The sequence below is a fragment of the Streptomyces sp. NPDC001700 genome (genome assembly GCF_053596435.1).
The window spans coordinates 291,495-314,979 of sequence record NZ_JBSFGE010000004.1 but is presented as its reverse complement, the minus strand read 5'-3'; the positions used below and the strand labels follow the sequence as shown (position 1 = coordinate 314,979).

Below are 23,485 nucleotides of genomic sequence, written 5' to 3'. Positions count from 1 at the left end.
TGTGCGTCGAAGTGGCGTGGCCTCAGTTCACCCCGGCGCCCGCCGTGCGCATCGCGGCGTTGAGCCCCAGCAGCTCCTTGTACGCGTGGGCGCAGAAAGCACACTCCGCCAAGTGGCGTGCCAGCGCGTGGCCACGTACTCCGCCACGCCGCACCGAGGCGCCGATCATGGCGCTGAAGTGGCGGCAGCGGTCGTTCGCCGCGGACTCCAGATGGGACTGCAGATACGACTCGCGCAGCCCCTCTCGGGCGCGGAAGGCCAGTGAGGTGACCCCGCTGGGGGAGATGCCCAATAAGGACGCCACGCGCTGCGGCGGTTCCTCCTCGACCAGGGTGTGCCACAGCACGGTCTGCCACCGCTCGGGAAGTCTGCGGAAGCTGCGGATGAGCAGCTGACGGTCCTCGCGCGCCACCAGATGCCACTGGGGATCGGCCGTGTGCGCGTGCTGCCGCCACGATTCGAAGTCCGCGGTCAGCAGGACCTGGCGGTCCCCGTCGCTCCATTCGAGCGCGGTGTGGCGCACGACGGTCAGCAGATACGGCCGCCACGGACCGCGTGGGCCGCCGCCGGCCCTGACCGCCTGGAACGTGCGGATGAACGCCTCGGAGGCCAGGTCCTCGGCGTCATGGAGCGCGCGGCAGCAGGTCCGGGCGTACGAGAGCGTCGCCCGGTGGTGGCGCCGGTACAGCACGTCGCCCGAGGCGGGGCTGGTGGCGCCCGAGGCGTACTCGTCCCTGAGCCGCCGGGTCAGCTCCTGGTCGGGGAGCGAACCGGCGCCGGTGGCGGAGACCCCCCGCACGCACGGACCGCCCGGCTCCCGGGGGGCGGGAAGGACCGGACGGTCGGGGTGGCCGGGGTGGCCGGGATGGTGCCCGTCGGGATCGTCGGCGGCCGTGTCACCTGCCGCCCGGTGGTGCGACGCAGCGCGGCGCGCGCCGACCTTACGGCCGGCGCGCGCCTGGTGTTCGTCACCCATCAGGTGCACTGCTGGCCGTTGTTGATGCAGTCAACAGCCTTGCTCATCAGGTCATCCGGCATCACGTTGATGAAGTCATCGTGATCGGTGATGGGCTTGTGCAACTGCTCGGGGAAGCCGTCCACGGCGAACGGGGTGTCACCCGGGTTCTCGTAGCTGATGGTGTTCACCAGCTGCGGGATGGCCTTGAAGCCGTCCGGGCAGGAACCGTCTTCGTTGGCGTTGGCCACGTGGTCACGGTGGTTGGCGCTGTCCGCGTTCTGGCCGTCCCAGCAGCCCTGGAAGTCGAAGACGCGCAGCAGGTCGCTGCCCTCGGGGCAGAGCGGGTACTTGTCCGTCAGCTGACGGTCCTCGAAGCCACTGCAGCTCCAGGCGGCGTTGGCGTTGGCGTCACCGTTGGTGAAGGCCTTGGCGTCACCGGTGATGATCCGGAGAAACTTCGGCATGGCCTCGACCTTGCTCTGGGCGTTGCCCTTGAACTCGATCTTGGAGGCCTTGGGGGTCAGGATCGTGCCGACGTTGCCTTCCTGGCCACCGCCCAGCTCGTTGGCGTCCGCCTCGTCCTTGCCGTCCTGCAGACGGACCACGGGCCAGTAGTAGGTCGACTTGTCGCCGTTGGCGCAGGAGGTGCCGGCCTGCTCGAAGGTCTGGTTGTTGGCGAACGCGTCGTTGGCGTCGTTGCCCACGTAGTCGTGCATGTGGTGGGCGCCGTTGGTCACACCCGGGGCGACGATGACGTTGTCGCTGTTGCGCAGGCCCGCCTCGCCGACGCCGCACTCGGAGGTGAAGGTGCCGGTCGAGCCGCCCTCCTGGGCCTCCGGCGCGTCCTGGACGTTCGGCTGCACCTGGTTGATGTCGACGAAGTCGTTCTGCGCCGGGCCGTTGCCCGCCTGGCCGCCGGCGTTGCCGGGCACCTCGTTGGCACCCTCGCCACCGGCCTGCTCGCCGCCCTGGTCGCCGCCCTGCTGCTGGTCGCCACCTTGCTGCTGGTCGCCACCCTGCTGCTGGTCACCGCCCTGCTGACCCTGCTGCTGGTCGCCTTGCTGGCCCTGCTGCTGACCGTCCTGCTGGCCCTGCTGGCCCGCCTGCTGCGCGACCGGCTGCATCTGGCACTCGGCCATGCCCTGCATCTGGTTCTGGCCGCCGCCCTGGCCCATCGCCTGGCTCATCTGATTGAGCGTCTGCTGGCGCTGGTCGTTGAGCTTGCTCAGCACGGCGTCGCCGGAAGCCTGGCCCTTGTTCATCTGCTGGTAGGCGGTGGCCACCTGGTTGTCCAGCTCACCGAGGCCCTTGGCGACCTGGGCCTGGGAACCCTTCGGCACATCGCTCAGCTTCTGGCTCACGTCGGGGCAGCTGATCGTCCCGCCCGCTGATTTGGCTGATACGGCCCCATCTTGAGCGGAAGCGTTCTTGTCACCGCTGGCTGAGGCGTTGGCGGTAATGATCGCGGCCCCGCCGCCGCCCAGTGCCAGTGCGGCGACGATGGCGACCGTTTTGTTCTTGAACCGCCCGCGCTTGTGGGTCTGTTGCCTCATGAGATCACTTCACTTAGTCGTTAGAGGGCGTCGTAGTCGACAAGCCCGGTGTCCTCGAGGACCGTGATGTGGTCGAGAACGATGGTGTTGGCCCTGGTGGCCAGAGACCTGACCATGGAGTTCTTGCTCTGAGCCCGTACCTGCGCCACCAGATTGAACACCTTCCCGTGGGCGCTGCGCAGGAATTGCGCGAACAAACGCTCGAATTCTGCGCTGCTCGGTGCCTGGGACATCTCGTTCAGCCAGCCCTGCTGCTGGTCGTTGGGCTGGGTGGGCAGGCTGACGCCCAGGGCCTGGGCGGTCTCGTTGGTACGGCGGTCGAGTTCGGTATGGCCGTCGATGAGGTGCTGGCCCGCGGTCTTGACGGCTGCCGTGGTGCCGCGCTCCTTGCCCATGCGTCCAGAGGGAAGTTCCCAGAGCCCGGCGAGTTTGACTTTGCGTACGAAGTCCCGGTCGGTCGGCGTGAGGGGTCCGTACTGCGTACTGACCGTTCCTCCGCCGTCGTCCGCGACGCCGTTGGGGAGTACCGCGGCGCTGCTCGAACTGAACAGGCTCACGGGGATGAGGATTGCCGCAAGCGTCACGGCGAGCGCACCAATGATGAGCCCGCTGCCCACAGTACGGCTGGATGCCTTGGATCTGCTCAGGATTGCTGATCGCACAGCGCCCTCCTTGCTTCGGAGTGACACCGGACGCTAGTGCCTGGTGTGGCACGGTCGTGGAGACCTCATCACTAGTGAATAAAGCCGGGACAGAGATCTCTTCTTGTTGCTATTGTCCGCGCCCGCGCGTTGGGGGCATCGGATTGCACCCGGATAGCGCCGAAATGGCCGGTAAATCCGTGCCGTTCAAAGTTTTTTCCGCGGCGTTGAGTACAGCGCGGCGGCCGTACGTACGGCAGGGAGAACCCCTCGTCATCACCACGACAGGAAGGGCCCGAGCCGTGCGAGCGACTGCGATGAACCCGACGCCGGTGACCAGTGTTTCGCGGACCGTCCCGGGGAACCGTCCCGCGTGGACACCGCGGCCGCTGCCATCGGCCTGGGACCGGACCCCGGTGCGGCGGGAGCCCGCGCCCCACGAGCCCGCCGCGGAGGGGACGGGCGCCGCGGTGGTCCGGCTGCTCCCGGGCGGCCGGGGTCTGCCTCCGTACGGTGACGGCGAAGCGGGCCCTGCCCCGGGGTCTCTCCCCTCTCTGCGTCTCGTTTCCGGACCCAGTTCTGTCCCCTATATGGGGGCGAGCCGTTATAGGGGAGAGAACCGGGGCGGGCGGCCCCTTGGAGGACCTGACGCCGCGTAGCCCCGCGGTCTCCCTGACCTGCCGATACGGCCCACCCGTGGCGCAGGTAGCGTGGGCCGGGTCAGCCGGTCGTACAGGGTGCAGCAAGAGGTGGGACGTGGCCGCGGTGCGAGAGATGTTGTCGAAGCGGGTGGCCCAGGCGCGCCAGGAGTTGCCCGGCCACTACGCCCATCTCTTCGACGGGCGGGCCGAGGTGGACATCTGCGCCACCGAACTCCGCCCCGACCAGGCGGTCCAGCTGGCCACCGCGTACGGCTACCGCCACCAGCGCACCCGGGGCTCCAAGTCGCTCCGCTACCGCGTCTTCATACCGGACGAGGACGCCGGGGCGCGGCGCGAGGCGGTGCCGCCCGGCACCCCCTTCGAGGTGGCCGCCCGGCATCCGGCCTTCCACGGCCGCAGCGCCCGCGCCGCCCGGAACCACGCCGAGATGATCGAGCGGGAGCGCAACGTGGTCAGGCTGGTCCCGGCCATGGCGGTGGTGCCGTTCATCGCCATCTGGCTGGTGGTGCAGCTGATACTGACCGGCAAGCCCGTGCTGCTGGTGCCCGCCGTCTTCTTCGTCTTCCTGGAGGCGGCGCTGATCCTGATGGTCCGCTCCGGACGGCGCAAGCAACGCGTTCTGGAGGTGCAGGCCGAGTGGCTGATGCGCCGCTATCCCCCTGATGGCTTCCCTGACAACGCCCCGACCGGTGCGTGACGGCGCCGGTGTGCGGATGTCCCCGCTGCCGCTGATCGAATGATCGCTACTATGGCGTTGTTCAGTGGATAACGAAAGCCGATCGGCGGTAGGACATGCGGGAGCCGGCGCGGAAGCGGCAGGCGCGGATCGCGGGCTTGGTGGAGTCCCGGGGGTCCGTGCGGATCACCGATCTCTCGGATGAGCTGGGGGTTTCCGTCGTCACCGTACGGCGGGACGTCGAGGAGCTGGCCCGCCGTGGCGAAGTGCGCCGCGGCCACGGGGTGGCGCGCTCGCTGCAGCCGATGGCCGAGGAGTCCACCGCCACCGGCGACACCGTCGGCATGGTGGTCCCGGAGCGCAACACCTATCTGACCGAGGCCGTGCAGGCGGCCCGGGAGGCCGCCGAGAAGGCCGGGCTGCGGCTCGCGCTGCACATCGCGGCCGACGAGGACGACGCCGAGCGCACCGCGGCGCGCTCGGCGCTGGAGGCCGGCGCGCGCGGACTGCTGCTCTCGCCGCACTGGCGCACGGCGGCCGAGGCGGCGCGGGACCACTCCTGGCTGCGCGCCCTGGACGTCCCCGTGGTGCTGCTGGAGCGCCGCCCCGAGCGCGGCAGCTCCCTCTACGGGCTGGACTGCGTGCGCTCGGACCACGCGTACGGGGTGCATCTGGCGCTCGGCCATCTGACCTCCCTCGGCCACCGGCGCATCGTGCTGGCCGCGCGCGACGACAGCCCGACGGCCCGCGTGATCCGGTCGGAGTTCGCCGCCCAGACGGGCGCCCGGGGGCTGGGCGAGGGCTGTACGGCCATCCTCAGCTCGCGCACCGCGGGCCCCGATCCGCGCGTCCCCGATCCGCGCGCGGTCGACCTGGCGGAGACGCTGCGCCGGACCGGGGCCACCGCCGCGCTCATCCACAGCGACATGGACGCGCTGGTGCTGATCCAGCGGCTGCGGGAGGCCGGGGTCGAGGTGCCGCGCGACTGTTCGGTGGTCGCGTACAACGACGTGGTGGCCGACATGGGCCAGATCGCGCTCACCGCCGTCGCCCCGCCCAAGGCGGAGGTCGGCCGGGCCGCCCTCGGGCTGCTGCTCCGGCAGCTCGACCACGCCCGGGAGGGCCGGTGGCCGGGCGCCGCCCGCCATCTGGAGCTGCTGCCCGGTCTGGTGATCAGGGATTCGACCACTCCACTTTCCTGAGCGAGCCCGCTTGAGCGTTTGACCGCTTTGGTTTCTTCTGTTCGATGTATTGACGGTATTTCCGTCAAGCGATCAGGATTCCCCCTGACTCCACCGCTCCACCGCGCACAGGGGAGGACCATGCCCGGTCACAGACGAAAAACGGCACTGCTCGCACTTCTCGCCCTCCTGCTGGCGGGCTGCTCCGGCGGCGGAGCGAACACCGCCAAGGACGGCCCCGTCCGCCTCACCTTCTGGTCCGCGCTGCGCGGCAGCCAGGAAGTGGTGGATGAGTTCAACCGCACCCACAAGAACATCAAGGTCGACTTCGCGCAGGTGCCCTCGGGGGAGCAGGGCGGCTGGGCCAAGCTCAGCAACGCCGCGCGCGCGGGCAACGCCCCCGACATCGCCACCATCGAATACCCGCAGCTGCCCGGCTTCACGATCGACGGGGTGCCCCGGGACATCAGCAAGCTGCTGCCCGACTCGGTGCGCAAGAAGATCCTGCCGCAGGCGCTGGACCTCACCACCTTCGACGGGCGCACCTATGCCGTACCGGTGGACATCGAGCCGATGGTCTTCCTGTACCGCAAGGACATCTTCACCAAGAACCACATCCCGGTCCCCAAGACCTGGACGGAGTTCGAGAGTTCGGCCCGCAAGCTCAAGCAGGCCGAGCCCACGTCCCGTATCGCCAGCCTCTTCACCACCGGCGGCACCCTCTACATGGCCGCGTACGCCTGGCAGGCCGGAGGCCAGTGGTACGACACCTCCGGCGACACCTGGCGCGTGTCCATGGACGACGCCCCCACCCGCAAGGTCGCGGACTACTGGCAGGGCCTGATGGACGACGACCTGGTGCGCGTGGAACCCGGGTCGAGCCAGCAGTGGCGGGCCCACCTGCGCAGCGGTGAGACGGCCGGCTATCTGGCGGGCGCCTGGGCCGCGGGCTCCATGATGGCGTCCACCCCCGACGGCAAGGGCAAGTGGGCCATCGCGCCGGTGCCGCAGTGGGACGCGGCGAAGCCGAAGGTGAGCACCCAGGGCGGTTCGACCTTCATGGTCACGAAGGACAGCAACCATCCCAAGGAGGCCATGGAGTTCATCTCCTGGATGGTCACCAGCCCCGGCGCCCTGCGCGCCAAGCTCTCCAGCGGTGTCAGCAGCGCCTTCCCGTCCGTGCCGAGTCTGCTCCCGGTGGCACGTAAGGAGATGGACACCAGCTACTTCTCCGGGCAGGACATCTTCGGCCTCTTCGGTGAGCAGGCCAAGCTGATCTCGCCCACCTGGAAGTGGGGACCGCGGATGGTGTCGACGACCACCTCCGGTGACGACGGCCTCGCCAAGGCCGGTGTCGGCAGCGGCAGCGTCCTGGAGGCTCTGCGCGATGCCCAGAACCGGACGATGCCCGACCTGAAGAGCCTCGGCCTGTCGGTCACCACCCGCTGACCCCCCCTGTGACTCCGCGACTTCAGTGGCTTCCCCTTTCACCGTGAGCCGAGGTATCCCGTGAGTACCGTCATCTCCCCGAAACCGACGGCGCCGCCACCGGCGGCCGCCGCCGAACCACCCTCCAGAGCCGGACGGCGCCAGCAGCGGATCGCCGCCGCCGTCCTGCTGACCCCGTTCACGGCCCTGCTCGTCGCCGTGTTCCTGGTCCCCGTCGGCTACGCCATCTACCTCAGCTTCTTCGCCGAGGACCACGAAGGGCTCGGCTTCGGCGGCGGGCGTACCGTTTTCACCGGACTGCGCAGCTATCTCGCGGTGCTCCAGGACCCGAGCTTCCTCACCGGGTTCGGCACCATCGCCCTGTACTGCGTGATCTTCGTCCCCCTCGTGGTCCTCAGCGCGCTCGCGGTCGCCCTGCTGCTCGACTCGGGCCTGGTGCGGCTGCGGCGTACCGCGCAGATGCTGCTCTACTTGCCGCACGCCGTCCCCGGCATCATCGCGGCCATCCTCTGGCTGTACCTCTACACCCCCGGGCTCAGCCCGATCATCAAGCTCTTCGGCCAGGCCGACATCACCATCGACTTCCTCGGGCTGCACACCGTGCTCCCGTCGATCGTCAACATCGCCCTGTGGAGCGGCCTCGGCTACAACATGATCATCTTCTACGCGGCCCTCCAGGCGCTGCCGCGCGAGGTGCTCGAGGCCGCGACCATCGACGGAGCGGGCGGCATCCGCACCGCGCTCCAGGTCAAGGTGCCCATCATCCGGGGGTCCCTGGTGATGGTGTGCATGTTCTCCCTGATCGGCGCGCTGCAGCTGTTCACCGAGCCCATGCTGATGAACCAGGCCACCCCGATGGTCAACTCCCGCTTCACCCCCAACATGTACATCTATGACGCGGCCTTCCGCCGCAACAACTACGGACTCGCCTCCGCGGCCTCGGTCATCCTGCTCGTCGTCACCTGCGCCCTGTCGTACGCCGTGACGCGCTGGTCGGGCCGCCGGGAACGGAGCGCGCGATGACCACGACCACCCCGACCAGCCCCCTGCGCACCCCCAGATCCGGCGGCCGGTCCCGGCTGACCAGCCGCGGCGTGGCCAACGCCGTCGTCCTGATCGCGGCCCTCTACACCATGCTGCCCGCCCTGTGGCTGGTGCTGGCGTCCACGAAGAACGCCGACGCGCTCTTCGGCAGCGACATCCTCTCCTTCGGTAACTTCTCCTTCGCCAGCAACCTCTCCGACCTGTTCTCCATGGACGGCGGGCTGTACGGCGAGTGGTACGTCAACAGCCTGCTGTACGCGGTCGTCGGCGCCCTGACCGGCTCGCTGATCAGCGTCGCCGCGGGCTACGCGTTCGACAAGTACGAGTTCCGGCACAAGGAGAAGCTGTTCGCCCTCGTCCTCACGGGCGTCATGGTGCCGCCGACCGTCCTCGCCCTGCCGCTGTACCTGGTGGCCTCCGGCATCGGCATGGTGAACACCTTCTGGGCGGTCTTCATCCCCGTCCTCTTCAACCCCTTCGGCGTCTACCTGGCCCGCCTGCTCAGCAGCGGCTACGTACCGAACGAGGTGCTGGAGGCGTCCCGGGTCGACGGCGCGGGGGAGCTGCAGACCTATGTGCGGGTCAGCCTGCGCATGCTCGGCCCCGGCTTCGTGACCGTCTTCCTGTTCCAGCTCACGGCCATCTGGAACAACTTCTTCCTGCCCATGGTGATGCTGTCCGACCAGCACTTGTATCCGCTCAGCCTCGGCCTCTACACCTGGAACAGCTCCGCCACCGTCTCGCCCGAGTACTACCCGCTGGTCGTCATCGGCTCGCTGCTCGCCGTCGTACCGCTGATCGTGGCGTTCGTGATGCTGCAGCGCTACTGGAAGTCCGGACTGACCGCAGGGAGTGTCAAGTGATCGCACCGCAGCAACCCCCGCAGTCGCCCGCGCCGTCCGGCCCCCGCCCGCGCGCCGCCCTGGCGATGACGGAGCGCACCGCCCGCCAGGTGCTCAGCTCCGGCGCGCTGGACCGGCTCACCACGCTCCTCGACCTCGATCCGGACCTCGTCCTCGACGACTTCACCACCCCCGCCGCGCGCCGCGCCCTCGCCGACGCCGAACTCCTCGTCACCGGCTGGGGCTGCCCGCCCCTCGACGGCCGCGCCCTGGCCGCCGCGCCCCGGCTCCGCGCCGTCGTCCACACCGCAGGGACGGTACGCCACCACATCACCGACGCCTGCTGGGAGCGCGGCATCGCGGTCTCCTCGGCGGCCGCGGCCAACGCCGTACCCGTCGCGGAATTCACCCTCGCCATGATCCTGCTCTCCAACAAGCGCGTCCTCGACATGGCCCGCGACTACCGCGCCGAACGGAACGCCATCGACTGGAGCGCACGCTACCCGCGGGCGGGCAACTACCGCAGGACGATCGGCATCCTCAGCGCCTCGGAGATCGGCCGCCGGGTGATCGCGCTGCTGGAGCCGTACGACCTCGACGTCCAGCTGTACGACCCGTACGTCACGGCCCCGGACGCCCGGGATCTCGGCGTACGCCAGGTGGGCCTGCGGGAGCTGTTCGCCACCAGCGACGTCGTCAGCGTGCACACCCCCCTGCTGCCCGCCACCCACGGCCTGGTCAGCCGGGAGCTGCTGGCCGCCATGCCGGACGGCGCCACCCTGATCAACACGGCGCGGGGCGCGGTGCTGGACCAGGCGGCGCTGACCGACGAGGTGGTGGCGGGCCGTATCCACGCGGTGCTCGACGTCACCGTGCCGGAGGTCCTGCCTGCCGAGTCGCCGCTGTACACCTGCGACAACGTGCTCCTCACCCCGCACATCGCCGGGTCGAAGAGCGGTGAGCTGCGGCGGCTGGCCGACCTCGCGATCGGCGAGGTCGAGAACTACGTGGCGGGCCGGGACTTCGCGCATCCCGTCCTCCACGAACGGCTGGACCGCTCCGCGTAAGCCCTGCAGCACGGCCGCCCCGGACGCACCGGACGCACCGGACAAGGAGACACACCCCCACATGTTCGTACTCGACCTCCCCGAAGACGACCGCTCCCTCAGCCCGCACACCGGATACACCCGCGCCCACTGGGAAGCCGCCGCCGACGGACTGCTGCGGGCCGCGCTCCGCTTCGCCACCCCCCACCACGCGCTGCTCGACCTGCCGGGGCCGCCGTCCCAGTCCGGGGTCCGCTCGGACGGGCTCGAAGGGTTCGCCCGCACCTTCCTGCTCGCCGCGTTCCGCGCGGCGGGCGACCACGGCAAGGACCCGCAGGGCTTCCTGGAGCGCTACGCCGAGGGCATCGACCGGGGCACCCGCACCCCCGGGCGCGACGACGCCGAGTCCTGGCCGCTGATCGGACACCACGGCGTGCAGGGCCAGCCCATGGTGGAGTCCGCCTCCATCGCGCTCGGGCTGCGCCTGACCGCGCCGTGGACCTGGGAGGCCCTGACCCCGGACGCCCGGGACCGCACCGAGGAGTGGCTGCGCGGCGCGCTGCGCCACGCGCCCGCGCCCAACAACTGGTACCTCTTCCAGCTCACCGTCGCCGGTTTCCTCGAATCCGTCGGCCGGGGCGACGCGGAGACGACCCGTGCCATCGACCGCGCCCTCGGCCTGCTCGACGGCTGGTACCAAGGCCAGGGCTGGTACTCCGACGGCGACGGACGCGCCTTCGACCACTACAACGGCTGGGCGCTGCACATGTATCCGCTGCTCCACGCCCACCTCGCCGGGGACCAAGCCCTGCTGGACCGGCTCGGCCCCCGGCTGGAGGAATTCCTCGACGGTTTCGGGCTGCTCTTCGACGCGAACGGCGCCCCCATCCACCACGGGCGCTCCCTCACCTACCGCTTCGCCGCCGGAGCCGCCGTGGCGCTCGGCGGGCTCACCGGCCACACCCCGCTCGCGCCCGGCGCCACCCGCCGCCTGCTCAGTGGCGCGCTCCGCCACTTCCTCGACCGAGGCGCGCTCACCACGGACGGCATCCTCGGCCTCGGCTGGTACGGGCCGCACCTGCCGACCGTGCAGCGCTACTCCGGACCCGCCTCGCCGTACTGGGCGTCGAAGGGTTTCCTCGGCCTGCTGCTCCCGGCAGACCACCCCGTATGGACCGCCCCCGAGGAGGCCGCCCCGGCCGAAGGGCCCGACCGGGCGCTCGCGCTGCCCGCCCCCGGGCTGCTCGTCCAGACCACCGCGAGCGACGGGCTGGTGCGGCTGCACAACCACGGCAGCTGCAAGGTGCGCCCCTGGGAGGCGGAGCGGCCACCGGCCGAACCCCTCTACGGGCGGCTCGCCTACTCCACCCGCACCGGCCCCACCAGCGCCGACAACATCCCCGACAACCACATCGCGCTCCGGATGCGCGGTGTGCGCAGCGACCGGCTGCGCATCGAACCGCTCGCCTCGGGCCCCGGCTGGCTGGCCTCCTCGCACATCCCGCTCTTCCCGCCCGGCGGCCCCGTCCTGCCCGCGGCGCGCCTCGACAGCCTGACCCTGGTGCGCGGCAGGTTCGAGCTGCGGGTCCACCGCACCGTCAACATCCCCGCCGGGACGGCGGTCCACCACACCGGCTGGGCCATCGCGCTGCCCCCGGGCACGGCCGCCGAGACCGACGCGGCCGACGGCGCCCCCGAAGTCACCCTCGCCGGGGCGGAGGTCACCGGCCAGCTGCTCGCCCTGCACGGCTGGGACACCTCCCGTACGGTACGGGCGCCCCGGGGCACCGCGTACGGGTCCTGGGCGCTGGTCCCCGAGCTGACCGGCAGCGTCGGCGAGGACCCGGACGGCACCCTCTTCGCCGCGCTCGCCTCGCTCACCGGCGACCCCGGACCGGCCCCGCTCACCGGGCTCGCCGAGGTGGAGGTCGGCGGATACACCGTCACCGTGCGCTGGCCGGACGGCGCCCGGACCGTCGTGGACTTCGGCGACGCGCGCACCGCTCCCACCGTGACGGAGGAGAGCGCGTGAGCCGGTTGGGCATCTGCTCGGTCACCCTTCGCCACCTCGACCCGGCGGGTGTGATCTCCGCCGTGGCGGGGGCGGGTCTGGAGTGCGTCGAGTGGGGCGGCGACGTCCATGTGCCCCCGGGCGATACGACCGTGGCCCGGGCGGTGCGCGAGGCCACCGTGGACGCGGGGCTCGCGGTCGCCTCGTACGGCTCGTACTACCGCGCCGGGCACACCGATCCGGGGGAGTTCGACGCCGTGCTGCGCTCGGCCGTGGCCCTCGGGGCGCCCCGGGTGCGCATCTGGGCGGGCGTCACGGGCACCGACGCGACACCGCCCAAACAGCGCCGGGCGGTGGTCGAGGACACCCGGCGCACTGCGGCGCTCGCGGCGGACGCGGGCGTGGAACTGGCCTACGAGTTCCACCGCGACACGCTCACCGACGGCGCCGCCCACACCCTCCGTCTGCTCGACGAGGTGGACCGCCCCGGGGTGCGCACCTACTGGCAGCCGCCGGTCGACCTGCCCGACGCGGAGGCGCTGACCGGGCTCGATGTGCTCGGCGGCCGGGTCGCCGCCGTCCACGCCTTCTCCTGGTGGCCGGGCACCACCCGGCTGCCGCTGACCGCGCGCGCCCCGCTGTGGCGCCGCGCGTTCGAGCGGCTGAGCACCGAGGGCGCGGCGCCGCTGGACGTGCTGCTGGAGTTCGTCCCCGGGGACGACGAACGGCTGCTGCCGAGGGAGGCGGCGACGCTCCGGGCGCTCGCCGCCGTGTGAGCGGTCAGCCGGTGCCGGGCGAGGACGGTGCCGCACCCGATGAGGAGGCGGCGCCCGGCGAGGAGCCGAACGCGCCGCTCTCCTCGATGGTGCCGCCGAACTCGCCCCGGAGCGTCTTCATGTTCTTCGTCGGGGACGAGGACAGCGCCCAGCGGTTGCCGACCAGATAGACCCCGCCGTACATCTGCGCGGTCTCCAGCCAGTCGCGCTGCGCCTTCATGCTGATGAAGTCGAGGAAGAGGAACTTCCCCTTGGAGTTCGTGCACACCGCCTGCCGGTAGTCGTCCACCTCGGTGGTGAACTCCGGTTTACAGCCCGCGGACTTCGCCAGCTGCTCCACCCGCGCGGGCTTGGGCGCGGCGCTCGATTCGCCGCCGCCCGGCCGCGCCGTAGCGCCTTTGCCGCCCTTGCCGCCCGCGTTGGCGTCCGCCGAGCCGCCGCTGCCGCCGCAGCCGGTGGCCAGCAGCACGCTCGCCACCGCCAGCACCGGCGCCATGCGCCGCCCGGGGCGGCGCCGCGTTCTGACCGGGTGGGGTGAAGCTTCCATCAGGCTCCCTCTCGCTTCCGGTGCGTACCTCACACCCAGGGGTACGGACGAGCGGAAGCGGTTGTTCAGCGCCTTCCCTGCCATTGCCCGGATGCGGGAATGCACCCGAATGGTTTAGCGTTCAACTAGACAGCGGTGGCCGACCGGCCGCCGAGCACCCGCAGGGAGGAGAGCGCCATGCCCGCCGTCACCGTCGAGAGCACCGTGCAGCTGCCCCATGTCCCCGCCCCCGATCCGCAGACCGCGCCGCCGCGCCCGGTCCGCTCGGTGACGGGCGCCCCGCGCGGCTTCGAGGGAGAGGGCTTCCCGGTCCACCGGGCCTTCGCCGGGGCCTCGCTGCGCGATCTCGACCCGTTCATCCACATGGATCAGATGGGCGAGGTGGAGTACGCGCCGGGCGAGCCCAAGGGCACCCCCTGGCATCCGCACCGCGGCTTCGAGACCGTCACCTACATCATCGACGGCCAGATGGAACACCAGGACTCCAATGGCGGGGGAGGGCTGATCGCCGACGGCGCCACCCAGTGGATGACGGCCGGTGGCGGCATCCTGCACATCGAGACGCCCCCGGAGCACCTGGTGGTCTCCGGCGGCCTCTTCCACGGCATCCAGCTGTGGGTGAACCTGCCTCGCGCCAACAAGTGGAACCCGCCGCAGTACCAGTCCATCGAGGGTCCTGAGGCCGCGCTGCTCTCCTCGCCGGACGGCGGGGCGCTGGTGCGCGTCATCGCCGGTGACGTGGCCGGACACCAGGGGCCGGGCGGCACCTTCACCCCGATCACCATGATCCACGCCACCCTCGGCCCGGGCGCCCGGCTCGACCTGCCCTGGCGCCCCGACTTCAACGCGCTCGTCTACTCCCTGTCCGGACGCGGCACGGTCGGCGCAGAACAGCGCCCGCTGGACGCGCACGAGCTGGCCGTCTTCGGCCAGGGCGGCTCCCTGAGCGTCGCCGCCACCGTGCGGCCGGACAGCCGCACGCCCAACCTCGACGTGCTGATCCTCGGCGGCCAGCCGATCCGTGAACCCGTCGCGCACTACGGCCCGTTCGTGATGAACACCAAGGCCGAGATCGCCCAGGCGGTCGAGGACTTCCAGAGCGGCCGCCTCGGCGTGATCCCCGCCGGGCGGATCCCGCACACGGGCGGTGCGGAGGAGCGGAACTGAGTACGTACGGTGTCCGGCGCGGGGCCGGACACCGTACGTCATCTGTCAGCTGTTACCTGATACCTGATACCTGTCAGCTGTTATCTGTTCTTCGTGAACGGACAGCCGCGCACCGCACACCGTCGCCTGCGCCCGGGCGGCCAGGGCGCGCCGGTCGTCGGTCCCGGGCGCGGGGCGCAGCGGCCGGTGCGTACGGACCCGCACCGTGAGCCCGGTGGCGCTGGCCACCCGGCGCAGTGAGCTGCTGAAGTCGTCCTCGCCGACGAAGGCGGCCACCGTGGTCGGTGCGCCGTGCTGGACGTAGTCCAGCGACACCGGCCGCACCGGGGCGCCCGCGTCGAGCGCCGCCTGAAAGGTGGCCCGCCGGAAGCTGCCGCCCGTCCCGGCGCACCAGGTGACGCCCTGCGGGAAGACCATCACCGACTGACCGGACCGCAGCAGGTCCGCCATCTCCCTTACGCTGTGGGGGAGTTGACGCAGGGAGCCGCGGTCGATGAACATCGTGCCCGCCCGCTTCGCCAGCGGACCGACCACCGGCCAGGCGCCCACCTCCCGCTTGGCCAGCATGACCACCGGTTCGACGGCGAGCAGCGCGATGATGTCGAGCCAGGAGATGTGGTTCGCCACCACCAGCGTGCCGGTCCCGCCCGGTGCGCTGAGGGTGCGGTCGCCCGCCACCTCCAGCCGGATGTCCAGCGCGTCCAGCATCGCCGCGGCGGTCGAACGCAGCGCCTCCGGGTCGGCGATGCGCTCGCCCCGGAGGAGCGCGCCCATGATCGCCCGGCTGAACGCCGCGTAACGGCGGGCGATCCGGGTGGTGGGCAGCCGTTCCGCCGCGTGCGACACACAGCTGGGGGAGCAGGGGGACCAGGCCGCCCACGCGTGCGCCGGAACGTTCGCGTTGACGCTCACCGGCAGGGTCACCGGGAATCGCCGAGGAAGTAGCGGCGGTAGCGGTCGTTCATCCGCTCCGTGTCCAGCAGGACGAAGAAGTCGGCGTCGTTGAAGGCGCGGTCGTGCTGCGGGGAGCCGCACATCCAGGCGCCGACCCGCAGATAGCCGCGGAGCAGCGGCGGCAGTTCGGAGTAGCTGGGCTGGGCGTCCAGGGTCTGCGTCGGAGCCCACGGGTCGAGCGGGTGGACCCGAAGCTCGGGCGGGGCGGCGTGCTTGCTGGTGCCCAGCAGCCAGGCGTTCGCCGCGGCCTGCTCGCCCTCGCCGAGCGGGACCGAGGCGCAGCCCGCGAGGTAGCGGTGGCCGGACAGCAGGACGTAGCGGGCGAGACCGGCCCACATCAGGTTGATGACCGCGCCGGAGCGGTGGTCGGGGTGCACACAGGCGCGCCCCGCCTCGACCATCGAGGAGCGCACCTCCTCGGGGAGCCCCCGCAGATCGAACTCGGTGTCCGAGTAGAGCCGCTCGCTGCGCCCGGGGGGCAACAGCCGGTAGGTGCCGACCACGGTGTCCGTCGCGGTGTCGGTGACGATCAGGTGGTCCATGACGTCGTCGAACTCGTCCACGTCACGGCCGGGGAAGGGGGTGGTCAGCACCCCTCCCCGTTCTTCGCCGAACACCTGGTAGCGCAGTCGCTGCGCGGCGTGGATCTGCTCCTCGGTATGGGCGATGGAGGTGACGTACGAGCTCGTGGAGGCCGCAGCCGGGGACGTCGTGAGCACGGACATTCCTGTTCTCCGTTCAGGGGACCGTCAGGAGCGGTGATGCCACCACTGTTGCTCCGGCTCCGAACGGCACAGTGTCCGCGTGGTGATTCGACGACTGCCAGCCGATGACGAAAACATGCCACAGGTCGGTCGGCGAGGTGTTATGGGGTGCCGTGGGGGTCCTGACGTCCATGAGGCCCCTGGTCCCCGGGGAGCGGGAAGCCCAGCGCCCGGGCCGCGGCGGCCGGGGTGGGCTGTGACCAGTGGTCGGCGACGGCCTGTGCGGACGAGAGGGAGCGGGTTTCGGCCAGATCCAGATAGAGCACACCGTCCAGATGGTCCGTCTCGTGCTGGACGATCCGGGCGGGCCATCCGGTGAACTCCTCGTCCAGTTCACGCCCCGTCTCGTCCTGCCCGCGCAGCCGGACCCGCTCGGGGCGGCTGACCACGGCCTGCCAGCCGGGGACGCTCAGGCACCCCTCGAAGAACCCCGCCCGGGCGTCGCCGACCGGTTCGTACGACGGATTCACCAGCACCCGGTACGGCTGCGGCACCCGGCCGCGTGCCTCGCGCACCTCGGCCGCCACCTCGGCCGGGTCCTCGATCACCGCGAGCCGCAGCGGCACGCCGATCTGCGGAGCGGCCAGCCCCACGCCCGGCGCGTTGTGCATCGTCTCGCGCATCGCCGTCAGCAGCCGGTCCAGCTGGCCGGGGGACAACTGGCCGTCGTAGGGGAGCGCGGCCTGCCGCAGGACGGGGAGACCCGCGGAGACGATGGGGAGTGGGCGGCAGCCGTCGAGCAGCTCTTCGACCAGCTCGGACAGGGAGGTGGTGGGCATGGGGACAGCCTGGCAAGGAGGCCGGGCCGGGGCAATCCGTCCGGCGTGCGGCCGTGCGCGGAACGGGAACCTCCGCTTGATGCTCACGATCGGACAATGAGTGAACGCGGCGCGGGCGCGCTCCGTACCCGCCCCTGAGCCGCCGGGGAATCCCACGCCTCCGCGGCTCGTCCGGGTCCTCCCGAGACTCGGTTCGCTGCCGCTCCGCGGTGTCTCTCCCCGGTTGTACGCGGCGGAGCGGCAGCCTCCAGGTCGGCCCCCGGTCAGCTCCCGGCCGGAGGCGGACCACCGGCGGCCGCGGAGTCCCAGACCCCGTGGCCGCCGGTGCGTCGCCCCCCCCCGGATCGTCACTGCGGTTCGCGGGAGGCGAGCAGCGGGCCCAGGACCCGGGTGCCGGGGCCGGTGCGGCCGCCGGGGCCCGGCAGCTGGGTGGTGTTGTCGACGGTCAGCGGATCGCCGCAGTGCGCGCACGCGGTGACGGGCGTGGTGTCCCGGCCGCAGGTCAGATGGTGGACGCGGGCCGGGGCCCCGTCCGTACCGGCGCACCAGCGGTCGCCCCAGGCCATCAGCGCCAGCAGCACCGGGTACAGCTCCTCGCCCTTCCCGGTCGCGCGGTAGTGCTCACGCGGCGGCCGCTCCTGATAGCGCTCCTTGACCAGAACGCCCTCCTCGACCAGCCGGGACAGCCGGGCCGCCAGCACCTTGCGGGAGATGCCGAGGTCATGGGCGAGGTCGTCGAACCGGCTGACCCCGGACAGCACGTCCCGCATGATCAGCGCGGTCCACGCGTCGCCGAACAGATCGGTGGCGCGGGCGATCGAGCAGGCCACATCGGCGAGCGGAGTACGGGTCATGCCCCGACCCTACCCGCGTTCCCTCGGGGAACCAGGGATGTTAAGTTCCCTCAGGGAACTCACCCACTCCCGCGACAGAGGAAGACCATGGCCGCCATCCCGCGCATCGAGCTGGACGCACCCTCGCCCGAGTCCGTCGACGGCCGCCAGATCAGGGCCGTCGCCTTCCAGAAGTGCCGCATGGACTACGTCCGCACCACCCTCACCGCCCTCGGCCGCACCCCGGCGGGGCGCCGGGCCCTGGCGGTCGGCAGCGGCCGGGGGCTGCTGGCGCGCGGTCTGGCCGGGCTCGGCTTCGGCGTCACCGCCGCCGACCCGTCCGCCGCCGCCACCCGCATCGCCCGCGAGACCCACCCGCACGGCCACCCCGCCGTCGACTACCGGACCGCGCCCGCCGGGGAACTGGGCCTTAACGACGCCTCGTTCGACCTCGCCTACTACGCGGACACCTTCGAGATCACCCCCGATCTCCACCGGGTGCTCGCGGAGGCCGCCCGCCTGCTGCGCCCCGGCGGCGTCCTCGTCTACGACACCGTCAACCGCACCCCGCTGTCCCGGCTCGTCTACCTCGGCGCCTTCCAGCGCCTCCCGCTCACCCGGATCATGCCCCCGGGCCGCTACTCCGCCGCCCGGCTGCGTACCCCCGCCGACATGGCCGCCGCGCTCGACCGGCACGGCCTGCGCAACGAGGACATCTGCGACTTCCGCCCCCGGGACCCGCGCGGCCTCATCAAGGCCACCGTCGCCCGCCGCCGAGGCCGGATCACCGACGAGCGGATCCCGCCGCTGGCCGGGTTCGTCCTGGCCCCGGACGCCCGGCCACGGGTCACCTACCTCGGATACGCCGTCAAGCGCTGAACGCGGCAGCCCGCGCGTTCCGGCGCACACTGGCACTGTGACGGGTAAACGCAGCGCCGGGATCCTGCTGTACCGCGGGACGGGCCCGGACACCGAGGTTCTGCTGGGCCATATGGGCGGACCGTTCTGGGCCGCCCGGGACGAGCACGCGTGGTCCGTGCCCAAGGGCGAGTACGAGGGGGACGAGCTGCCCGAGACCGCCGCGCGGCGCGAGTTCCAGGAGGAACTGGGGCTGCCGCCGCCCCCGGGCGACCTCCGCCCGCTGGGCACCGTACGGCAGACCGGCGGCAAGCTGGTCACGGCGTGGGCCCTGGCGGGCGACCTCGACCCGGAGCGGATCACCCCCGGCACGTTCGCCATGGAGCGGCCGCGCGGATCCGGCCGCACACGGGAGTTCCCGGAGCTGGACCGGGTCGCCTGGCTGGACCTCGACCGGGCCCGTACGAAGATCGTCGCGAAGCAGCAGCTCTTCCTCGACCGGCTCGGCGAACTGCTCGGCGGGGCGGCCGGGCCACGCTGACGGGAAACACGGTGGTGGGCATGGAGAACGTACGAGGTTCCGAGTACCTGCCCCGGCTGCGCCTGGACGAGCTGCTGGAAGAGCTGCAGGTGCGCATCGACGCCGTGCGCGGCACCCAGGACCGGCTGCACAGCCTGCTCGAAGCCGTCCTCTCGGTCGGCCGCGAGCTGGATCTGCGCCAGGTGCTGCGGCGGATCGTCGAGGCCGCGGTGGTGCTGGTGGACGCCGAGTACGGGGCCCTGGGCGTCGTCGGCGACGACCAGCGGCTGGCCGAGTTCCTGCCGGTGGGCGTCGGCCAGGAGCAGCGCGAGGCGATCGGCTCGCTCCCGGCCGGGCACGGCATCCTCGGCGAGCTGATCCGCCACCCCGAGCCGCTGCGGCTGGCCGAGCTGTCCGAGCACCCCGCCTCGTACGGATTCCCGCCCGGCCATCCGCCGATGCACTCCTTCCTGGGCGTGCCCATCCGGGTGCGGGACGAGGTGTTCGGGAACCTCTACCTCACCGAGAAGCGCGGGGGTAAGGAGTTCGACGGCGAGGACGAGACGGTGCTGTCCACCCTCGCCGTGGCCGCCGGGGTCGCCATCGAGAACGCCCGGCTGTACGACGAGGCCCGGCATCGCCAGCACTGGCTGGAGGCGAACGCCGAGGTCACCAACAACCTGCTGTCCGGCGTGGACGAGACCGGGGTGCTGGAGCTGATCGTCGACCACGCCCGCCGCATCCTCGCCGCCGACCTGGGCGTGCTGATGCTGCCCGTCACCGGTTCCGACTCCCTCCAGGTCGCGCTGGCATCCGGCACCGACGCGGAGGCGCACCGAGGTCTGGTGCTGCCCCGCGAGGGCACGTTCGCCGGAGCCGCCTTCACCGCCTCCGAGCCGGTCACCAGCACCGACGTCGCGAACGACCCCCGGATCACGGTCGGCCCCCGGCGCTGGAACGGCCTCGGCCCGGCCGTCGCGGTCCCCATGCGCACCAGCGACGGCGTCGGCGGCGTCCTCTCCCTGGCCCGTACGGAGCGCAGCCCCGCTTTCACCCAGATCGAGACGGACACCCTGCTCGGCTTCGCGGGCCAGGCGGCGATCGCCATGAAGCTGGCCGAGCGGCGGCGCGACGCCGAACAGCTCGCCCTGCTGGAGGACCGCGACCGCATCGCCCGCGATCTGCACGACCTGGCCATCCAGCGGCTGTTCGCGGCCGGGATGACACTCCAGTCCACCCTGCGCTTCGTCCAGCACCCCGAGGGCTCCGAACGGCTGCTGCGGGTGGTGGACGACCTCGACGACACCATCAAGATCATCCGCTCCACGATCTTCGGGCTGCGCTCCCACGAGGCGGGTCCGGCGGTGCAGGGGCTGCGCGTCCGTACCGCCAAGACCATCGAGGAGGCGGTGCCCGCGCTCGGCTTCACCCCCGCGCTGCGCACCGAGGGCCTGGTCGACACCGATGTGCCGCGGCCGGTCGCGGACGACATGGTCGCGGTGCTCGCCGAAGCGCTGTCCAACGTGGCCCGGCACGCCCGGGCGCACACCGCCGAGGTGACGCTGATCGTACGGGGCGCACGGCTCACCCTGACCGTGACGGACGACGGCGTCGGCATCCCGGACGGCGGCCGCCGCAGCGGTCTGCGCAACCTCGCGGAGCGCGCCGAGAAGCTGGGCGGACGGCTGGACCTCAGCGCACCCCGGGACGGTGGCACCCGGCTGGTGTGGGACGTGCCCCTTCCGGACCGCTGACGCCCGCTTGCGTAGCGCTGGCTTCCGGAGCGCTGACGCCTCCCAGCCGGATCAGCATCTGGACATGGCCGGGCGCGCGCCGCCCGTCGCTCAGCGCCCAGCGCAGATCGGACCACTCCAGCGCCTGGTGCAGCAGCGAGGCCCGGATGCCGTGCGCCGTCGCCAGCAGCAGGACGTGCTCCAGCGCCTGACCGGCCCGCAGCCAGTCGGCGCGCCGGTCGTGGGCCGTGGTGAGCACGGCGATCGTCGGCCTGCTCTCGACGAGCGCCGTCACCGGCAGGCCCTTGGGGATGCCGTACGGACCGCTGTCGCGCCCCCGGCAGCCGTCCGCCCCCGGCCCGTGGTGGTCATCGGCGCTGCGCCGCTCGGCCTCCGCCGTCAACTCCAGCAGCCGCGCGGTCTCCTCGGGGCCCGCCGGATAGAGCGACGCCCCGTCCAGGCGCGCGGCCTCGGTGAACGCTCCCAGCTCCCGTGGCGGCAGCCTGCGCCCCGGGAACGGGAACCGGCCGCCGGGCCGCCGCCAGATCATGTCGTACAGGGTGGTGGGGTGGGCGCCGTCGGGGTGCGGGGCGGGGACGCCGTACGGGGCCATGGTCAGCCGTACGGTGGCCAGCAGGTCCGGCTGGGAGCGGTGCGGCAGCAGCCGTACCACCGGCTCCCAGCCGAAGTGGGCCACGGCCACGCGCAGATTGCACACCGCGGCCCCGGCGGAGACGCACAGCGCCCGCCCCATGGGGTCGGCCTGCCGCAGCCCGCGCTCCGGGGCGGCCCGGACCTCCAGGGTGACGGTGTCCGGGTTCAGCCGGTACCGCCACGGCTGGGCGTGGAGCATCGACGGAGCGGCGACGGCGGCGGAGATCAGCTTCTCCAGCGTCGCCGCGTCCAGTACTGCGGGCTGCATGGGCTTCTCCTCGCCGGGGGCGGGCCGATGGTCGGAACGGGACGGGCAGGGTCAGCGGGGCGGGGCAGGACGGGCGTCGGGAGCCTGCGCCGGGGGCGGGGACGGGGGCGTGTGGCTGGCCAGGACGGCGGCCTGGATACGGCGTTCGACGCCCAGCTTGGCCAGTAGCCGTGAGATGTGGTTCTTGACCGTCTTCTCGGACAGGAAGAGCCGCTTGCCGATCTGCCGGTTGGTCAGCCCCTCGCCGATCAGCGCCAGGATCTCCCCCTCGCGCGGCGACAGCCCGGCCAGCGCCTCGTCCCGGGGCTCCTGCGGGGCGGTGTCGCCGCGCAGGCTCCTCATCAGCCGGGCCGTGGTGGCCGGGTCCAGCATCGACTGGCCGGACGCGACGGTCCGTACGGCGGAGACCAGGTCGGACCCCTTGATCTGCTTGAGCACATAGCCCGCGGCCCCGGCCATGATCGCGTCCAGCAGCGCATCGTCGTCATCGAACGAGGTGAGCATCAGACAGGCCAGTCCCGGCATGCGGGAGCGCAGTTCCCGGCAGACCGTGATGCCGTCCCCGTCCGGCAGCCGGACGTCCAGGATGGCCACGTCGGGCCGCAGCGCGGGGCCCCGGGCCAGCGCGTGGTCCACCGTGCCCGCGTCGCCGACGACCTCGATGTCCGGCTCGGCGTCCAGCAGATCGTGCAGCCCGCGCCGTACCACCTCGTGGTCGTCGAGCAGGAACACCCTGATGGGCGCCGGTGGTGTCACCCGTGTCCCGGCCCAGGTCTCGGTCATGGCGCCCTCGCCGCTCGTCCGCCTGTCGGTTCCGCTACGTACGTACGTCCGCCCGGCCCCCGGTAGTCGAGCGTGGCGCATCCGCCCCGCACCGCACCAGGGCCGAACGGGCCCCCGCACGGCCGCGACGGGACCGAAAGGCCCCGGGTGGAGAGGGCTGCCCGGCCCTCGTCTCACCTCCGTACGCGTGCCACGGTCTGAATCATGGGCACGAACGTGCGGGGGCGGTGGTTGTGGCGATGGCGGCGCAATCCCCTCAAACGCCGCTCGGACGTGGTGGAAGCCTGGGTGGTCCTGGTGACCGGCCTGGTGATGGTGGTCGGCGGCCCGGCGGCGGGCGTCGCGACCGGCGACGCCGTCGCGGACGGCCTGCGGCAGGAGCGCGCGGACCGGCACCGGGTGCCCGCGGTGCTGCTGGAGAACGCGCCCGCCGCGCTGCCCGCCGCCGACGGCACGGACACCGCCCGGGTGCGCGCCGAGGTGCGGTGGACCGGGCCCGACGGCGTCGTGCACACCGGCACGGCGCGGGTCGACGAGGGCAGGCGCGCCGGTACGGCCACCACCGTGTGGACCGATGACCGCGGCCGTCTCGTCTCCGACCCGCCCACGGAGCGGCAGGCGGCGACCCGGGCCACGCTGGCCGGGGCGTCGGCGTCGGCGGGGGTGTGCCTGGTGTCGCTGGTGGGCCGTGGGGTGGTGCGGTGGCGGCTGGACCGGGGCCGGGAGCGTGAGTGGGAGCGGGCGTGGGCCGAGGTAGGGCCCCGCTGGACGCGCCGCCACACGTAG

23 protein-coding genes are annotated in these 23,485 nt (G+C 72.1%); 13 read left to right on the top strand and 10 right to left on the bottom strand.

The window, feature by feature from the left end; genetic code table 11:
- Positions 1-22: 22 nt before the first annotated feature.
- The 3 genes from ACWC5C_RS09865 to ACWC5C_RS09855 are packed head-to-tail and all read right to left on the bottom strand — an operon-like array spanning position 23 to position 3,068.
- Complete coding sequence (locus tag ACWC5C_RS09865; RefSeq protein WP_450874940.1) at positions 23-976, bottom strand: RNA polymerase sigma factor; 954 nt, start codon at positions 974-976, stop codon at positions 23-25.
- Positions 976-2,511, bottom strand: a complete 1,536-nt coding sequence (locus ACWC5C_RS09860) for a DUF1996 domain-containing protein (protein ID WP_450874939.1) — start codon at positions 2,509-2,511, stop codon at positions 976-978. The genes ACWC5C_RS09865 and ACWC5C_RS09860 overlap by 1 nt, the downstream gene beginning before the upstream one ends.
- A 20-nt stretch (positions 2,512-2,531) precedes the next feature.
- Positions 2,532-3,068, bottom strand: a complete 537-nt coding sequence (locus ACWC5C_RS09855) for a DUF4142 domain-containing protein (RefSeq protein ID WP_450874938.1) — start codon at positions 3,066-3,068, stop codon at positions 2,532-2,534.
- A gap of 840 nt (positions 3,069-3,908) precedes the next feature.
- Between ACWC5C_RS09855 and ACWC5C_RS09850 the strand changes: the two genes are divergently transcribed.
- The 8 genes from ACWC5C_RS09850 to ACWC5C_RS09815 all read left to right on the top strand — a co-directional run bounded on the left by ACWC5C_RS09850 (position 3,909) and on the right by ACWC5C_RS09815 (position 12,839).
- On the top strand, positions 3,909-4,511 hold the full coding sequence (locus ACWC5C_RS09850) for a hypothetical protein (RefSeq protein WP_385439912.1): 603 nt from the start codon (positions 3,909-3,911) through the stop codon (positions 4,509-4,511).
- A 95-nt stretch (positions 4,512-4,606) separates the two neighbouring features.
- On the top strand, positions 4,607-5,692 hold the full coding sequence (locus tag ACWC5C_RS09845) for a LacI family DNA-binding transcriptional regulator (RefSeq protein ID WP_450874937.1): 1,086 nt from the start codon (positions 4,607-4,609) through the stop codon (positions 5,690-5,692).
- A 120-nt stretch (positions 5,693-5,812) separates the two neighbouring features.
- Positions 5,813-7,120, top strand: a complete 1,308-nt coding sequence (locus ACWC5C_RS09840) for an ABC transporter substrate-binding protein (RefSeq protein WP_450874936.1) — start codon at positions 5,813-5,815, stop codon at positions 7,118-7,120.
- A 60-nt stretch (positions 7,121-7,180) separates the two neighbouring features.
- Positions 7,181-8,143 carry a carbohydrate ABC transporter permease gene (locus ACWC5C_RS09835; protein WP_385439903.1) on the top strand — a complete coding sequence of 321 codons (963 nt, stop codon included), beginning with the start codon at positions 7,181-7,183 and terminating at the stop codon, positions 8,141-8,143.
- A complete protein-coding gene (locus ACWC5C_RS09830; protein ID WP_450874935.1) occupies positions 8,140-9,027 on the top strand; it encodes a carbohydrate ABC transporter permease in 888 nt (295 codons plus the stop codon). Before ACWC5C_RS09835 ends, ACWC5C_RS09830 begins: the two co-directional genes overlap by 4 nt.
- Positions 9,028-9,092: 65 nt before the next feature.
- A complete protein-coding gene (locus ACWC5C_RS09825) occupies positions 9,093-10,073 on the top strand; it encodes a hydroxyacid dehydrogenase (protein WP_450875141.1) in 981 nt (326 codons plus the stop codon).
- 61 nt (positions 10,074-10,134) lie between these two features.
- Positions 10,135-12,084, top strand: a complete 1,950-nt coding sequence (locus ACWC5C_RS09820; RefSeq protein ID WP_450874934.1) for a DUF2264 domain-containing protein — start codon at positions 10,135-10,137, stop codon at positions 12,082-12,084.
- On the top strand, positions 12,081-12,839 hold the full coding sequence (locus tag ACWC5C_RS09815) for a sugar phosphate isomerase/epimerase family protein (RefSeq protein WP_450874933.1): 759 nt from the start codon (positions 12,081-12,083) through the stop codon (positions 12,837-12,839). Before ACWC5C_RS09820 ends, ACWC5C_RS09815 begins: the two co-directional genes overlap by 4 nt.
- 4 nt (positions 12,840-12,843) lie before the next feature.
- On the opposite strand, the gene ACWC5C_RS09810 is transcribed toward ACWC5C_RS09815, so the two are convergent.
- Entirely contained in the window at positions 12,844-13,386 is a 543-nt protein-coding gene (locus ACWC5C_RS09810; protein ID WP_385439895.1) for a hypothetical protein, read from the bottom strand.
- Between the two features lie 177 nt (positions 13,387-13,563).
- Here ACWC5C_RS09810 and ACWC5C_RS09805 point away from each other — a divergent pair, with 177 nt between their 5' ends.
- Entirely contained in the window at positions 13,564-14,553 is a 990-nt protein-coding gene (locus ACWC5C_RS09805; protein WP_450874932.1) for a pirin family protein, read from the top strand.
- Between the two features lie 45 nt (positions 14,554-14,598).
- On the opposite strand, the gene ACWC5C_RS09800 is transcribed toward ACWC5C_RS09805, so the two are convergent.
- From ACWC5C_RS09800 to ACWC5C_RS09785, 4 genes are all read right to left on the bottom strand, one after another.
- The gene (locus tag ACWC5C_RS09800) at positions 14,599-15,465 is read right to left on the bottom strand and encodes a lysophospholipid acyltransferase family protein (RefSeq protein ID WP_450874931.1); all 867 of its coding nucleotides are present in this window, start codon (positions 15,463-15,465) and stop codon (positions 14,599-14,601) included.
- 8 nt (positions 15,466-15,473) lie between these two features.
- Positions 15,474-16,232: a GNAT family N-acetyltransferase gene (locus ACWC5C_RS09795; RefSeq protein WP_450874930.1), complete on the bottom strand. Its 759-nt coding sequence runs from the start codon at positions 16,230-16,232 to the stop codon at positions 15,474-15,476.
- A 140-nt stretch (positions 16,233-16,372) separates the two neighbouring features.
- The gene (locus ACWC5C_RS09790; RefSeq protein ID WP_450874929.1) at positions 16,373-17,050 is read right to left on the bottom strand and encodes a peptide deformylase; all 678 of its coding nucleotides are present in this window, start codon (positions 17,048-17,050) and stop codon (positions 16,373-16,375) included.
- A gap of 347 nt (positions 17,051-17,397) precedes the next feature.
- Entirely contained in the window at positions 17,398-17,904 is a 507-nt protein-coding gene (locus ACWC5C_RS09785; RefSeq protein WP_450874928.1) for a winged helix-turn-helix transcriptional regulator, read from the bottom strand.
- An 87-nt stretch (positions 17,905-17,991) separates the two neighbouring features.
- Between ACWC5C_RS09785 and ACWC5C_RS09780 the strand changes: the two genes are divergently transcribed.
- The 3 genes from ACWC5C_RS09780 to ACWC5C_RS09770 are packed head-to-tail and all read left to right on the top strand — an operon-like array spanning position 17,992 to position 21,015.
- Complete coding sequence (locus ACWC5C_RS09780) at positions 17,992-18,762, top strand: methyltransferase domain-containing protein (protein ID WP_450874927.1); 771 nt, start codon at positions 17,992-17,994, stop codon at positions 18,760-18,762.
- Positions 18,763-18,799: 37 nt separating this feature from the next.
- Positions 18,800-19,282: an NUDIX domain-containing protein gene (locus ACWC5C_RS09775; protein ID WP_450874926.1), complete on the top strand. Its 483-nt coding sequence runs from the start codon at positions 18,800-18,802 to the stop codon at positions 19,280-19,282.
- Between the two features lie 20 nt (positions 19,283-19,302).
- Positions 19,303-21,015 carry a sensor histidine kinase gene (locus ACWC5C_RS09770; protein WP_450874925.1) on the top strand — a complete coding sequence of 571 codons (1,713 nt, stop codon included), beginning with the start codon at positions 19,303-19,305 and terminating at the stop codon, positions 21,013-21,015.
- Here ACWC5C_RS09770 and ACWC5C_RS09765 read toward each other — a convergent pair.
- Together ACWC5C_RS09765 and ACWC5C_RS09760 are read right to left on the bottom strand one after the other, a co-directional pair.
- Positions 20,954-21,916, bottom strand: a complete 963-nt coding sequence (locus ACWC5C_RS09765) for a hypothetical protein (protein ID WP_450874924.1) — start codon at positions 21,914-21,916, stop codon at positions 20,954-20,956. The two genes, ACWC5C_RS09770 and ACWC5C_RS09765, sit on opposite strands and share 62 nt — an antisense overlap.
- 51 nt (positions 21,917-21,967) lie before the next feature.
- Positions 21,968-22,699, bottom strand: a complete 732-nt coding sequence (locus ACWC5C_RS09760; RefSeq protein WP_450874923.1) for a response regulator — start codon at positions 22,697-22,699, stop codon at positions 21,968-21,970.
- Positions 22,700-22,903: 204 nt separating this feature from the next.
- Here ACWC5C_RS09760 and ACWC5C_RS09755 point away from each other — a divergent pair, with 204 nt between their 5' ends.
- Positions 22,904-23,485 (top strand): Rv1733c family protein, encoded by a 582-nt coding sequence (locus ACWC5C_RS09755; protein WP_450874922.1) that lies wholly within the window; start codon positions 22,904-22,906, stop codon positions 23,483-23,485.